The 15,072-nt window shown below is 73.5% G+C and carries 7 protein-coding genes and 1 tRNA gene; 7 read left to right on the top strand and 1 reads right to left on the bottom strand.

The features are described from left to right. Positions 1–174: 174 nt before the first annotated feature. The 3 genes from ACOJVX_RS19865 (at position 175) to ACOJVX_RS19855 (ending at position 4,351) form a co-directional block, all read left to right on the top strand. On the top strand, positions 175–1,215 hold the full coding sequence (locus tag ACOJVX_RS19865; RefSeq protein WP_418152782.1) for an iron reductase: 1,041 nt from the start codon (positions 175–177) through the stop codon (positions 1,213–1,215). A 170-nt stretch (positions 1,216–1,385) separates the two neighbouring features. Beyond that, entirely contained in the window at positions 1,386–3,884 is a 2,499-nt protein-coding gene (locus tag ACOJVX_RS19860; RefSeq protein ID WP_422647003.1) for a molybdopterin oxidoreductase family protein, read from the top strand. Continuing rightward, positions 3,881–4,351: a hypothetical protein gene (locus ACOJVX_RS19855; protein ID WP_308208872.1), complete on the top strand. Its 471-nt coding sequence runs from the start codon at positions 3,881–3,883 to the stop codon at positions 4,349–4,351. The genes ACOJVX_RS19860 and ACOJVX_RS19855 overlap by 4 nt, the downstream gene beginning before the upstream one ends. 598 nt (positions 4,352–4,949) lie before the next feature. On the opposite strand, the gene ACOJVX_RS19850 is transcribed toward ACOJVX_RS19855, so the two are convergent. Then, positions 4,950–5,025 (bottom strand) — tRNA-Arg (locus ACOJVX_RS19850). Positions 5,026–5,371: 346 nt separating this feature from the next. Here ACOJVX_RS19850 and ACOJVX_RS19845 point away from each other — a divergent pair. The 4 genes from ACOJVX_RS19845 to ACOJVX_RS19830 all read left to right on the top strand — a co-directional run bounded on the left by ACOJVX_RS19845 (position 5,372) and on the right by ACOJVX_RS19830 (position 14,919). Then, on the top strand, positions 5,372–7,405 hold the full coding sequence (locus ACOJVX_RS19845) for a cytochrome c oxidase assembly protein (RefSeq protein WP_418152779.1): 2,034 nt from the start codon (positions 5,372–5,374) through the stop codon (positions 7,403–7,405). 435 nt (positions 7,406–7,840) lie between these two features. Further along, positions 7,841–8,347, top strand: a complete 507-nt coding sequence (gene ssb, locus ACOJVX_RS19840; RefSeq protein WP_418152778.1) for a single-stranded DNA-binding protein — start codon at positions 7,841–7,843, stop codon at positions 8,345–8,347. Between the two features lie 495 nt (positions 8,348–8,842). Beyond that, complete coding sequence (gene ettA, locus ACOJVX_RS19835; RefSeq protein ID WP_026418550.1) at positions 8,843–10,519, top strand: energy-dependent translational throttle protein EttA; 1,677 nt, start codon at positions 8,843–8,845, stop codon at positions 10,517–10,519. 179 nt (positions 10,520–10,698) lie between these two features. Beyond that, positions 10,699–14,919 (top strand): hypothetical protein, encoded by a 4,221-nt coding sequence (locus tag ACOJVX_RS19830; RefSeq protein ID WP_422647002.1) that lies wholly within the window; start codon positions 10,699–10,701, stop codon positions 14,917–14,919. Positions 14,920–15,072 lie beyond the last annotated feature (153 nt).

The raw sequence follows: 15,072 nt of genomic DNA, 5'->3' as shown, positions 1-15,072 counted from the left end.
ACTCCCCGGGAGTGCGTGACGACCGCGGCGCGAACCAGCGGCGGTGGGTGCGCTCGGCGTCCACGCCCCAGCAGGTGGCCGGCCTGGCCGTCCTCGGCCCGGAGGTGCGAGTTCCCTGGAACTTTCCCGGCTCCCCGTCCGACTGTGTACGTGGGGGACGACCGGGAGGGCGCGATGGTCTCGACGACAACGACCGACGACACTGGGCGGCGGCCTTCCGAGCCGCTGGCGGACCTGCGGGCCGCCGTACCGGACGCGGTCGCGGCTCTGCTGCTGACCGGGGCGATCTTCGCGTTCCTGCACCACCGGGTGCGGACCGGCGTCTCGGCCACGCTCGAGGTGATGCCCTACCTCGCCGACGCCAACGCCTACTGGATGTACTGGCTCTGCCAGGCCTTCGGCTGGTCAGCGCTGCTGTGGGCCTGGATGACGACGATGCTGGGCCTGGTGCGCTCCGCCCGGCCACCCCGCTGGCTCCCGGTGCCGCCCGCCCGGATCGAACGGTGGCACCGCGCGACCAGCCTCACCACCATCGGCCTGATGTTCGCGCACGCCTTCCTCTTCTTCACCGAACTCGTGCGCACCAGGGAGCCTGGGGGCGGCTGGGTCGGCCGCACGTGGAACGCGTTCGTCGAGGCCTTCGTGCCCGGCGGCTACTCCTCCGGCACCGGACGGGTCGCGATCCTGCTCGGGTTGCTGGCGTTCTACCTGGCCATCCCGCTCAGCATCGCCTTCTACCTCCGGCACCGCACGGGCGGGAGGACGTGGCGGGCGCTGCACCGATTCGTCATCGTCGTCTACGTCCTCAGCGCCTGGCACACCCTGCTGTACGGCACGAACGTGTGGTTCGACGGGTGGCCGAGGACGACGCTGTGGCTGCTCCAGATACCCGTGGCCGTCCTGCTGCTGGTCAGGCTGCTCGCCCCGGCCCGCAGGTCCGAACGCCTCCGCCGCCTGGCCGGCTGGCTGGCCGTCGGGCGGCGGGCGGTGGCCCTGCTGGCGGTGTCCGCGTCGATCCTCGTGGTGCTGGCGGTGGTGGTCACCGGACGGGACGGCGGTCGAACCCCCGGGGTCGACGGCGCCGGCCTCTCCGTGCACCCGTGGATGGTGTGGCTCGGGACAGCCGTGCTCCTCGTCGCCATGGTGGTCGCGGTCGCCGTGGTCCGGGCGGCGGAGCGGAGGCGGGTGGCCGAGCGCGGTGGGCCGAGGAGCTGATGTCGCGGGGGCCGCCGGCACCGGCTCGCGCCTCAGCCGCCCGCCCGACCAGCATGACCAACCGGCCCCCACGAACGCGGATCCGGCTCGGTACCGAACCCAGGTCCAGCCGGGCACGCCGTGCCCGTCTCGACCTGCGGACCGCCCTGGTGGGGAGCACAGTGGGGCACATGGATCGGATCGCCGACGTCTGGGGGCCGCGCACCCCGCACGGCAAGGGGACGGTCTGGCCGGCCAGGGTGGACGAGTACCTGGCCGACGGTCTGTCCGAGGACGAGGTGGACCGGTGGGTCCCCAGCGCCTGCGTGCTGTGCAGCAACGGGTGCGGCTGCGACATCGCGGTGAAGGACGGCCGGATGGTGGGGGTGCGGGGGCGGGCGACCGACGTGGTCAACCACGGCCGGCTCGGACCGAAGGGCCTCTACGGCAGCACCCCGTGGGCGTCGTCCCCCGACCGGCTGACCCGCCCCCTGGTGCGGGAGGCGGGGCAGCTGGTCGAGACCGACTGGGACACCGCGATGGGTCGGGTCGTGGAGGTCTCACGCCGGTTGCTGGCGGAGAAGGGGCCGCTGACCCACGGTTTCTACAGCACCGGCCAGCTGTTCGCCGAGGAGTACTACGTCCTCGGGGTCATCGGCAAGGCCGGGCTGGGAACGCCGCACATGGACGGGAACACCCGCTTGTGCACCGCGACCAGCGCGGCAGCCTTCAAGGAGTCCTTCGGCGCTGACGGGCAGCCCGGTTCCTACACCGACGTCGAGCACTGCGACGCGCTCTTCCTCTACGGCCACAACATGGCCGAGACGCAGACCGTGCTGTGGATGCGGGTGCTGGACCGCACCCGATCACCGGACCCGCCGGTGGTGGTCTGCGTGGACCCGAGGCGGACCCCGGTGGCAGTGGAGGCGGAACGCACCGGCGGGGTCCACCTCGCACCCCGGGTCGGCACGAACCTCGCGTTGATGAACGGGCTCACCCGCGAACTGTTCGCCAACGGCTGGGTCGACGAGCGGTGGGTCCGAGACCACACCCTGGGCGTCGAGGAACTGCGCGGAATCGTCGAGCCCTACACCCCGGAGGTGGTCGCGCGGACCTGCGGGGTCGACGCCGACGACCTGCGCAGGGCGGCCCGGATCTTCGGGGAGAGCCGCGACGTCCTGTCGACCGTCCTCCAGGGCTTCTACCAGTCCCACCAGGCCACCGCCTCGGCCGTGGCCGTGCACAACCTCCACCTGTTGCGCGGCCTGATCGGTCGACCCGGGTCCGGTGTCCTCCAGATGAACGGCCAGCCCACCGCCCAGAACAACCGGGAGTGCGGCGCGGACGGCGACCTGCCCGGATTCCGCAACTGGGAGAACCCGCGCCACGTGGGGGAGTTGGCGGAGCTGTGGAACGTCGACCCGTTGACCATTCCGCACTGGGCGCCACCCACCCACGCCATGCAGATCTTCGGCTACGCCGAGGAGGGCAGCATCGGGCTGTTGTGGGTCGTGGGAACCAATCCGGCCGTGTCCATGCCCGAGTCGGCGCGCATCCGCCGGATCCTGGGCGGTGACCAGTGCTTCGTGGTCGTGCAGGACCTCTTCCTCACCGAGACCGCGCGGCTGGCCGACGTGGTGCTACCCGCCGCCGGCTGGGGCGAGAAGACGGGAACGTTCACCAACACCAACCGGGTCGTGCACCTGTCCGAGAAGGCCGTCGAACCCCCCGGTGAGGCGAGGAGCGACCTGGAGATCTTCCTGATGTACGCCGACGCCATGGACTTCCGCGACAGGGACGGCGCGCCGCTCGTCCCGTGGCGGGAGCCCGAGGAGGTCTTCGACGCCTGGCGGGAGGCGAGCCGAGGTCGACCCGTGGACTACACGGGACTGACCTACGCCAGGCTGCGAGGGCCCACCGGGATCCCGTGGCCGGTCACCGAGCACGCCCCCGACGGAACGGACCGGCTCTACCACGACGGGGTGTTCCCCACCCGCACCGACGAGTGCGAGACCTACGGCCACGACCTGCTCACCGGCGCGGTCGTCACCGAGCAGGAACACCGGGCGATGCGCCCCGACGGTCGCGCGTTCCTCAAGGGAGCGCACCACACCCCGCCGCACGAGGAACCAGGGCCGGAGTACCCGATGCTCTACACCACCGGCCGGACCGTCTACCAGTTCCACACCCGGACCAAGACCGGCCGGTCCCCCTCGCTCCGGGCGGCGGCACCCGACGCCTGGGTCGAGCTGTCCGAGGTCGACGCCGCCCGGCTGGGAGTCAGCGAGGGCGACGCGGTCCGGGTGGAATCGCCGAGGGGCGCCATCGAGGTCAGGGCCCGGGTCGGGCGGGTGAGACCGGGAACGGTGTTCGCGCCCTTCCACTACGGCTCCTGGGACCTCGACGACGCCGATCCCGAGCACCAGCACCGGCAGGCCAACGAACTGACCATGACCGTGTGGGATCCGGTGTCCAAGCAGCCCTACTTCAAGACGGCGGCCTGCCGCGTCGTCCGGGTTCGCGGCGGTGACGGCCCCGCGCCGGCGCCCACCACGGCGGCGTCCGCGCCGGTCGGCGGTGGCGTTCCGGGGACGTCCGGCGGGGCGCCGACCACCACGCGGCTGACGGACACCCCGGGCTACCCGGACGACCCGGCGGTGGACGCGGCCGGCGGGACCGGAGGCCGATGATGCACCTCGCCACCTACGTGGGGCTGGCCCACCGGTCCGAGCGGACCCTCGCCGAGTCCCTCCGCGTCGTCGGGGAGGGCCACGCCCGCCACCCCGACGTGCTCTTCACCTGTCGCACCCTCGCCGGGTTCAGCGACGACCATGTGCGCCAGCTCGAGCCCGTCGCCCGCCGTTACGGCGAGCAGCACGGGGGCGACGTCGAGGAACCCGACCGCCTCCACGCCGCCGGGCTCGCCGAGGTCCGCTCCGGGCCGGTCGGCCTGCTCCGCGACCTCCAGGACCTGCACGTCCTGGGCACTCTTGTCCTGACCACCTGGACCGTGATCAACCAGGCGGCCCAGGGGTTGCGGGACCACGAGCTGCTGTCCATCGCGCGGAGCGCCAGCGGGCAGACCTCCCGTCAACTGTCCTGGTTGAACACCCGCATGAAGGCGGCCGCACCGCAGGCGCTGATCGTCGCGCCGTGACCGCGTGCGTCGCCCTCGGATCCGGTCACCACGTTCCCGGTCGGGGTTGGTGTCCCCCGGTCCCTCCTCGTGGGCACCGGCGACCTCGGCGGGCGCACCGGCTCGTCGTGACGGGTCGCGGCTCGAGGGCGGCCTGGACGGACCAGGAGCGCCCCGCTCCGAGGGGTGCGGCCCGCCGAGCGGGTCCGCGACCGAGGACGCACGGCGTCGAACGCGGACCGCCTCGTCCGACGAGCGCGCGGAACTCCCACCGACCCACCATGCCGGGGCCGTTGCCACCGGCCCTGCTCGGGACCCAGCGGGGAAGGACGCACCGCCTCGGAGTCGCGGTCTCCGAGCCGCGCACCGGGTGAGCGAGGCCGGGTACGACGAGGTCCGCGCCCACCCCGATGGCCGCCCGGTCCCCGGCGGGCGACGCCCGCTAGTCCTACCCGAGCACCGCCGCCTCGCCGACCGGGCCTTCCCGGAATGCCTCATCGTGAGTCGTCGCCCGGACCGCAGTTCCGTTCCGCCCGGCCAGGGCGATCGCCCTCGCCCGCTGGGGACCGGCGGAAACGGGGCGGATCGAGTGAGAACGCCGCGGTGAACGACGACGTGGTGGTGCCCCCGGCAGGATTCGAACCTGCGACCTCGGGATTAGAAGTCCCTCGCTCTATCCACTGAGCTACGGAGGCGTGCGCCAAACGCGCGGACAGGTTAACCGGTGTGAAGTCGGTGTTCAGCTTCAGCGGTGGACCGTTGCCGAGCCGGTACCTAACCGATGACGACCGCACACCTTCCCCGCGTGAGCCGGGGGAAGCCTAGTGGTCACCGCCCGGCTGACCGGCTCCTGGGCTGGCCAGGTGGAGATCGTTTTACCAGCCGAAACCCGGATGGGTTGCCACCTGATGCCGTGTCCGTGTGCTCTTGGTCACGGCGATTCACTCCCGGGCGGCTGACTCCGGTGCCGTCGCCGGGAAACCGCACGTGGCCGTAAGGACGGCCGGACCGAGCCGGGGGCATCTGTCCTAGGCTCGCGCCGTGTCCCCCACACTCACCACGGAACGGGTCGAGGCCGACCGGAAGGAACCGGCTCGGCGCTCCGCCGTCGGCGTCCTCGCGGTCGTCCTGCCGGGTACGGTGCTCGCCGCGCTGGTCGCGGCCCTCGTCCTGATGCTGTCCGCGACCGACACCTACCTGGCGCTCGGCCTGCCCGATCCCGGGGACGTGGTCCGGTACGGGTTGCCCGTGGCCCGTGTCGTGGCGGAGGTCGGTGCCGCGGTCACCATCGGGTCGTTGCTGCTCGCCGCGTTCCTCACCCCTCCGCAGCGCTCCGGGGAGCTCGCCGCCGACGGGTTCGCGGCGGTGCGCATCGCGAGCTGGGCCGCCGCCGCGTGGGCGCTCGGCGCGGCGGTCACCGTGCCCCTCAGCCTCGCGGACGCGGTCGGGTGGCCGCTGGCGCGGGTCCTGGACTGGGAGATGTTCGGCGAGCTGCTGGGTCAGCTGGAGCAGGCGCGGGCCTGGGCGTGGACCGCTGGTCTCGCGCTGGCGGTCGCGGTCGCCTGCCGGGTGGTGCTCACGTGGTCGTGGGCCGTCGCCTGGTTCTTCCTGTCGTTGGCCGCTCTCCTCCCGGTGGCGATGACGGGGCACTCCGCCAGCGGAGGCGCGCACGACGTCGCCACCAACAGCCTCCTGTTCCACCTGTTCGGCACGATGCTGTGGGTGGGCGGCCTGATCGCCCTGGTCACGCACGCCCTGCGAGGCGGCCGTCACCTCGGTCTGGCGGCTCGACGGTTCTCCCGGCTCGCCCTGGTCTGCTGGATCGCCATGGGCGTCTCCGGCGTGGTGAACGCCCTGTCCCGCCTCCGCCCCGACGAGTTGCTGACCAGCACCTACGGTCAGCTGGTGGTGGCCAAGGCCGTGGCCATCCTGCTGCTCCTCGTCTTCGGCTACCTGCAACGGGAGCGGTCGGTCGCCGAGATCGAGCGCACCGGCTCCGCAGGGCCGCTGATCCGCCTCGGCGCGGTGGAGATCCTGTTGATGCTGGTCACGGTGGGTCTGGCCGTCGGTCTGGGACGGACTCCGCCGCCCAGGGAGGTGGCCAACACCGAGATCAGCGCGATGGAGCTGGTGCTGGGCTTCGAGCTCGACGGGCCGTTCACCTTCGGGCGGATGGTGTTGGACTGGCGTTTCGACCTGGTGTACGGGACGTTGTCCCTGGTCCTGGCCGGGTTGTACCTGGCGGGTGTCCGCCGGTTGCGGCGGCGGGGCGACGCCTGGCCGGTCGGGCGGACGGTCGCCTGGTTGGGTGGCTGTGCCACGGTGCTGATCGCCACCAGTTCCGGTCTCGGCAAGTACTCGCCGGCGATGTTCAGCGCCCACATGGGTGCCCACATGATGCTGGCGATGCTCGCCCCCATCCTGTTGGCCCTGGGCGGTGCGGTGACCTTGGCGCTGCGCGCCCTGCCCACCGCCGGGAAGGACGGCGCGCCGGGGCCGAGGGAGTGGCTGCTGGCGGCCGTGCAGTCGCCGGTGACCCGGGTGCTGGCCCACCCGCTGGTCGCGCTGGTCCTGTTCGTCGGGTCCTTCTACGGCCTCTACTTCTCGGGGTTGTTCGACGTGGCCCTGGACCAGCACTGGGCGCACCTGGCCATGAACGCCCACTTCCTGGTGACCGGCTACCTGTTCTACTGGCTGGTGATCGGGGTGGACCCCGCGCCGCACCGGTTGGCGCCGATGGGGCGGCTCGGTCTGATGTTCGCGTCGATGCCCTTCCACGCGTTCTTCGGCATCATCCTCATGGGGTCCAGCACCATCATCGGGGAGTCCTTCTACCGGGGGTTGTCCCTGCCGTGGGTGTCCGACCTGTTGGAGGACCAGCGACTCGGCGGTGGGTTGTCCTGGGCCAGCGGGGAGGTCCCGGTCCTGGTGGTGATCGTGGCCCTGCTCGTCCAGTGGGCGCGCAGCGACGCCAGGGACGCCGCTCGTTCCGACCGGCGGGCCGAGTCCGACGGGGATGCCGACCTGGCCGCCTACAACCGGATGCTCCGCGACCTCAACGGCCCCGGGAAGTAGCGGAGTCGCCCTCGCGGACCTCGGCCGTCGTGTTCCGCCAGCGGGCGAGGCGGTGGGCTGGGGTCGGGCGGCGTTCGAGCATCTCGGCCTCGCGGGGCGTGCCTGGCGCGACGGCCTGGACGCGGTGGCGGGAACCGCGCGTCGCCGGTGTGCGCCGCTGGGTGGTCGTTCCGGTCGACGCACCCCCTCACGGGTGAAGGGGTGTCGCCTCCCACCCGAGTTGTCCACAGCCCCCGGTTATCCACAAGGCGGCCGGCGGTGAGCTGCCGGGAGCCCTCTCGATGGGCCAGCCTGGCTTCCGGAAAACGAACACGAGGGGGCGGGGCGGACCACCGGCGTCCACGGCGGTGCGGCGGACCGCCGTCGGCGCGCGGTGTCGGTGCCTGCCCGGCCTCCCTCCGCTCACCGGAAGGGCTGACGACAGTGAACGAGACGATGACGACCGTGGTGGGAACCGTGATCAGTGAGGTCCGGGCTGGCCAGACCCGGGAGGGGCAGGCCTCGGCGAGCTTCCGGGTGGCCAGCAACGAGCGCCGGTACGACCGGGGTACCGGGCAGTGGGTCGACGGGGATCGCCTGTTCCTCACGGTGCGGTGTTGGCGCCAGCTGGCCGAGAACGTGACGGCGGCGCTGCGCAAGGGCGATCCGGTGGTGGCCCAGGGGCGCCTTCATACCCGTGACTACGACATCGAGGGGCAGCGCCGGTACGCGGTGGAGCTGGTGGCGACGACCCTGGGCCCTGACCTGGCTCGGTGTCGCGTGGACCTGCTCCGCGACCGGCGGGAGATCCCGGCCGGGGGCGGTTCCGACTCCTCGGAGCCGGGGGCCTCCCCTGTTCCTGGGGCGGGCGGTGACGGCGCCCCTGGAACCCGGACCGCCCCGGGTTCCTCTCCCGGCCGGGTTCCCGACCACCCCGCTGCCGCGCCGTTGGTGCCCGCCTGAGCGGGTGGGCGCGGCAGGACGGTCCCCCTGCCGCGCCCACCTCGGTCGGTCGGGTGAGTTCGGGGTGGCCGCGCCCGGCGAAGGCGTCTCGCCGGCGGGTACCGCCGTCCGGCCGCCCGCTCGCCCAACCGGGGCTGGACGAGGACGCCGCCTCGTCCAGCCCGTGGCCGTGGGGGGACGCGGAGCGACCGAGGCGAGGCCCGGTGACGTCGACCGGCGCCGACGGCGGTTCGGCTCGGGAGGGGCGCCGTGCCGGGGACAGCGCGACCGGAAGGGGCTGGCCGGTGTCCGGGGGCTGGCCACGGACCGTCGGGTTTCGGTTCGGCGGCCTTCTCGTGGCGGGCCTCCGCCGGTGGGGAAGGCCGCGAGGAAACGCCCTCGCACCGCCTGGCGGCCGCCGCCGGGGCCCTGGTCGAGGGCGCCGCAGCGGGGGATCGTCGCCGTCCGGTTGACCGACATACCGGGTGCCACGGCCACCGCTCTACGATCGCGGCCATGGCCGAGTTCATCTACACCATGAAAAAGGTGCGCAAGGCACACGGTGACAAGGTGATCCTTGACGACGTCACCATCATGTTCTACCCCGGCGCCAAGATCGGTGTCGTCGGCCCGAACGGGGCCGGAAAGTCGTCTGTGCTCAAGATCATGGCCGGACTCGACCAGCCGAACAACGGTGACGCGTTCCTGTCACCGGGCTATTCGGTCGGGATCCTGCAACAGGAACCGCCACTCAACGAGGACAAGACGGTTCTCGGCAACGTCGAGGAGGGCGTTGGGGAGATCAAGACCAAGCTGAACCGCTTCAACGAGATCGCTGAGCAGCTCGCCACCGATTACACCGACGAGCTGATGGAGGAGATGGGCAGGCTCCAGGAGGAGCTGGACCACGCTGACGCCTGGGACCTCGACTCCCAGTTGGAGCAGGCGATGGACGCCCTGCGGTGCCCGCCGCCGGACGCCGACGTCAAGGTGCTCTCCGGCGGTGAGCGCCGCCGGGTCGCGCTGTGCAAGCTCCTGCTGAGCAAGCCGGACCTCCTGCTGCTCGACGAGCCGACCAACCACCTGGACGCCGAGAGCGTGCTGTGGCTGGAGCAGTTCCTCGCCAGCTACCCCGGTGCCGTGCTCGCCGTCACGCACGACCGGTACTTCCTCGACAACGTCGCCGGTTGGATCCTGGAGCTCGACCGGGGACGCGCGTTCGTCTACGAGGGCAACTACTCCACCTACCTGGAGAAGAAGTCCGAGCGGCTCGCGGTGCAGGGCAAGCGGGACGCGAAGCTGCACAAGCGCCTCCAGGACGAGCTGGCCTGGGTCCGGTCGAACGCCAAGGCGAGGCAGGCCAAGTCGAAGTCCCGTCTCCAGCGCTACGAGGAGATGGCGGCCGAGGCGGAACGCACCCGCAAGCTCGACTTCGAGGAGATCCAGATCCCGCCGGGTCCGCGTCTGGGCACGGTCGTCGTCGAGGTCGACAAGCTCCAGAAGGGCTTCGACGACAGGGTCCTGATCGACAACCTGTCCTTCGACCTGCCGAGGAACGGCATCGTCGGTGTCGTCGGCCCGAACGGGGTCGGCAAGACGACGTTGTTCAAGACGATCGTCGGGCTGGAGGAGCCGGACGCCGGTTCGGTGAGGGTGGGCGAGACCGTCAAACTCTCCTACGTCGACCAGGGCCGGGCCGGGATCGACCCCAAGAAGACCGTGTGGGAGGTGGTGTCCGACGGGCTCGACTACATGCACGTCGGCAACGTGGAGATGCCCTCCCGCGCCTACGTGAGCGCGTTCGGTTTCAAGGGGCCGGACCAGCAGAAGCCGGCGGGGGTGCTTTCCGGTGGGGAGCGGAACCGCCTCAACCTGGCCCTCACCCTGAAGCAGGGTGGGAACCTGATCCTGCTCGACGAGCCCACCAACGACCTGGACGTGGAAACCCTGTCGTCGTTGGAGAACGCCCTGGAACAGTTCCCCGGCTGCGCCGTCGTGATTTCCCACGATCGGTGGTTCCTGGACCGGGTGGCTACCCACATCCTTGCCTGGGAAGGTACGGATGAGAACCCAGCGCAGTGGTTCTGGTTCGAGGGCAACTTCGAGGGGTACGAGCAGAACAAGGTGGAGCGCCTCGGCGTCGAGGCGGCCCGCCCGCATCGGGTCACCCATCGCAAGCTGACGCGCGACTGATCGGAGACCGGATGACGGCGGCCTGGGGCGCCGCGCCAGCAGGCGACGAACGTGACTCACTCGTGCGTGCGGCACGGGAGTTGCGCTGGAGCGCGCCCGAGGTCGCCCTCGTCCTCGCCGGCCGGGCGGCGGCGATGGGTGGGACGGCCCGGGACCTGACCTGGTCCCGGGCCCAGTCGGTGGCCTGTTATGCCCTGAGCCGGCTCGATCGCGAACCGGCGGCGGCCGAACGGGCCGTGCCGGCCCTGCGGCTGCTCGAACGGTGGTTCGCCGGTGCTACCGGGACCGCCCGGGCCGAGATGTCGGAGGAGGCCGAGCTCCTCGCCGAGCTCCGGGTGCAGGTGGCCAGGAGCGCTCGTCGACTCGGGTCGCCGGCGGTCTCGGTGCCGCTCCTGCGTCCGGTGCTCGCTGCCGGGGGCGTGGCGTCGGGTGCGCGGGCGGACGCCTTGCTCGAACTGGCATCGCTGTTACCAGGGGATACCGGGGAGTCGGAGTGGGCGCGGGTGCTCACCGAGGCGGAGGAGCTCTGCGACGGGGGCGAGGAGGACCGTGACGCCACCTGGTCGCGACGCGCGGCGGTGCGGGGAGCGTGGGCTCGACGCCAGCGGAGGGCGGGCGATCTGGACGCCGCGATCCTGTCGGCGCGGGACGGTCTCCGGCTGCTCGAGCAGCTCGACTCGCCGGCCCGCGACAGCGGGCGGGTTCGGGGGCGTCTCGTCGTGGAGCTGGTCAACGCGCTCCTGGACTCCGGCCAGCCCCGCATGGCCGTCGCGGTGTCCGAGGAGCTGCTGGCCGCGCCGGCGAGGTTGCCGGCCCTGTCCTCGCACGGCTGGTTGCGAATCCTGCTGGCCACCCGCGTTCGGCTGCCGGCTGGGGACGCCGAATGCGCTCGGGAGCTGTTGGTCTCCGTGGCCGAGGACGCCAGGCACCACCGCCTGGACCCGCTGTTGTCACAGGCCATGCGTGAGCTGTCCTTCGTGCACGAGAGGCTCGCCGAGACCACCGAGGCCCTGGACTGCCTGCGGGCCGCCCATGCCGCGGAGCGTCGGGCGCAGCGGGAGGTGCGGACCGCGCGCCTCCGGCTGGCCGATGAGTTCGCCGACTCGGCGGAGGGGAAGGACGGGGTCGGCGACCTGCTCACCGTGCTGGGGGAGGCGGACCGGCTTGGTGCTTCCTCCTCGTCTCGCGTCGCCGGCCGCCGTCGACGGGAGCGTCAGCAGGACTCGCCCTTCCTCAGCCGGTTCCGGGTGGGCCGAGGTGTGGGCCAGGACCCGGAGGTCTGGGATGGGGGCGCAGCGGCCCTAGCCTCGGGCCGTCCTGGCGGAACGCGGTCGTCCGCTCCCGGCCAACCGCTGCCCGAGGACCCGGCGTCCACCCGGGCGGCTGACCGGGCCGCCAACGAGCCTGACCTGTCGCGCGCCGGGGGAGCCCTCCCCGGGGGGACTTCCGTTGGTTCCACCACCGAGCCCTCCGCCGTGGACGGGCCGGAACCCGAGGGGGGTCCTGGCGCGCCGCTCGGGGCGGACGACCTGGTCCCCGGGGAGGCGGCCGGCCGGTGGTCCGATGGTGGCCGGAGGTCGGTCGACGAGGGCAGCGGCGGTCGGCGCCGCGCCGCCGCCTGGGACGTCGAGCGTGCCGGCACGGATCAGGTTGACGCGGTGGAGACCGAGCCCGCTGGCCGTCCCCCCGCGTGGTCGTCCGCCGACGATCCCTTCGACCAGTGGGACCCGGGCATCGGGCTGCCGGGTGCCGGTGAGCCGGCGAGCTGGTCGCCCGCTGGCCAGCCAGGCGCGCCACCGCTGCCCCCGGCGGCTGACCCCTCGGGTGGGGGCGGCTTCCTCGCGCTGACCGGCGGGGCCGTCGAGGAGGCACGGCGTGGCCTGCTGGGCAGCACCCTCGACCTGTTCCGGGGCATCGGCGCGGCGGAGCGGCGGGACCACGACGCGACCCCTCCCTCGGGGCGGGGCCCCGGGGACGGGGAGCTCGAGCTGGCTGGCCCGCCTGACCACGGTGCTCGGGGTTTGCCCGACGGCGGACCACCGCCGGTGGTGTCGTCACCTCCCTCGGATGAGCCGGGGGAGCTGCCCTTCGATCCTGCGGTCGATCCGTTCTCGGTGCCCGTGGAGTCGTGGTCGGCCGGCGAGGGCCCCGCTCCCGAGGTGGCCCACGGACCTCCCCCCGACGACCCGGCTCCCCGCGGGTTCCTGGCGGGCGGGCGCGATGACCACGACGAGTCCGGCGGTGCCGACCGCGACCGGCCAGCGGCCGGCTCCACCCCGCCCACCCCGTCCGCCTCGGCTCCGGGTGAGCCGGGTGCCGTGGACGCCGCACCGGCCCGGCCCTGGGCGGTCGGGCTGCCCGTCGAGACGGGACCGTCCACCGAGGGGACAGCCGTCGGCCCTGCCGCACCGCGCCAGTCCTGCCCGCAACACCGGGGAGGGGGCGGTGCCCCGGTCGGAGACGTGGCGAGGGCATCGGGGGCCTGGGGCGCCGGGCACGAGCCGGACCTCGGGGCGAAGCCGCCCCGAGGTGGGGCATTCACCGGGCCCGGCCAGTCAGCGGCGACCGTTCCGGCGGCCGGCACCCGGTCGAGCGGTGGTGCGGACGGGCCGCCGCCCGCCGAGCGGCCGGACGGCACGACATCGGCTGGTCGCGGTACCACGACATCGGCTGGTCGCGGTACTGGGGCGCGGGGGGAGAGCGCTTCCTCCAGCCCAGCTGCCGAGCCCATGCCGGTGGCCTCGGCCGATCCGGGGACGCACTCCCCGGTGGCGAGCGGGGACGATCTGGGCGGGGCCAGTCTCGCCGAGCTCCTCGCGGGAGCGATGGTCGCCTACGAGACCACCCGCCAGTCCCTGCGCCGGCGGATCGACCAGGAGCGTTCCCGGCAGCGAGCACATCTGCGGGCGGTGCCCACCGATCCCTCGGAACCCCCGGACCTCCCCCATCCCTCGGTGACGGGCGGGCAGGGGCCCGCGGCGGCCCCTGCCGTCGGGGCCGACCACCCGCCCCGGGGCCTGACCCCGCCGGCGGGGGCGGACGCGGAGCCCCCGTCGAGCCCAGCGCCCACCGATGCCACGTCAACCGCCGAGGGCCCGCCCCCCGCGTGCCGGGTCGACCGGCCGACGGGGGTGGACGGCGGTGAGGGGCTGCGCGCCAGCGGGTCCGGCCGGAGCCCGGGCGGTGCGTGGTGCGCCAGGGGCGATGCGAACCCGACCGATGGCCAGGGCACGGACGACGCCCCCGCCGGGAGCGCGGCAGCCGGAACCGGACCGGGCCACCACCCTGAGGCGCTGACCGAGGATGCCCGGCCGCACGCGTCTCCCGGCGGCCGGCACTCGGCGTCGGCGGGACGGAGGGGGGAGGACGGCGCCCTCGTCCCGACGAGCGAGGCGGGTGAGAACGCCGTACGAGAACCACCCGGGAGGACGGCGGTCAGTGAGGGACCATCACCGGGTGGGGACCTCTCCTGGCGGACGAGCCATCACCAGGAGTTGGCCGGGGCAGCTGAGACCCCGGTCCCCGAATGGCGGGTCGCGCCGTCCCTGCCCCACGAGGTGTCGGGGCCTGGCACGACGCGGTCCGAGGTCCACGGCGTGTCCGACGGCCCGGGCGCCCCGACCGGTTCCGCGGTCCCCCCTCCCCCCGATCCCGGCCGGGAGGACCTGCTGGATGGGCCAGGGGCGTCGGCTCCCGTCGTGGAGGCCGGCGGCGCCCACCCGGTCGCGGAACCCGCTCTGACCTGGGCGGTCGAAGCGGAGGTGTCCGGCCCGCCGGCCCCGGCCCCGGCGCCCCGGCACTCGTCCGTCCCCGGTGCGGAGACCGTCCAGGAGGAGGGGCTGACGACAGGGCGGCGGCGGAGGCGAGCGCGCCACGAGGACGGCACGGGGACGGCCCTCGAGCGGCCGGGAGGCCCCGCCGTCGAAGATCAGCACGCCGCGCCGGTGCTCCCGGCGTACGGAACCACCATCGGGAGCCCGACTCGGCGGCACGGCCGACCCGGTGGCGCGCCCACCTCAGCCGCCCCGACGCCCGGTGCGGACGAGGAGGCGGCCCCCACCATGACCGGCGGGGCCTCCGAGGTGCTGAGGGGGCGGCATCGCGGCTCGGGGGACGACGACGTCGATCCGGGGCTCGACCGGTGGGTCGCCGCTCGGCACCAAGCGGACCCGGACCCGGACCAGGACCCGGACCCGAGCGGCCCGCTCGTGTCCGGTCGGGCCGCCCACCGGACTCCGGAGCCGACGCGTTCCGGCGGTACGCACCGGGCGACCACGGATGCGCGCCACCACGGGGAGCCGAACGGTTGGCGGGCGCCGTCCGGTGGCTCCCCCACCGGGCCCCCGGAGGCGGAGGGTCCCCGGCCGCGACATCGGCGGTGGACGCCGCCGGCGGACTGAGGCGTTCCCCGCCGACCGCCCCGCGCCCCCCCGCCCGCCCTCCGAGCGTGAGGGCATCTCGCACACCACCTGAGCTGGGGCACCACCCGTCGGGGCCGGCACCGGAACGGGACCACCCGGTACACCAACCGCGGTGGGCGGCCTCGGCCAGCG

Source organism: Actinoalloteichus caeruleus, assembly GCF_049311605.1.
Classification (GTDB): domain Bacteria; phylum Actinomycetota; class Actinomycetes; order Mycobacteriales; family Pseudonocardiaceae; genus Actinoalloteichus_B; species Actinoalloteichus_B caeruleus.
The sequence above is the reverse complement of the archived record's forward strand: the minus strand, read 5'-3'. Positions and strand labels throughout refer to the sequence as shown.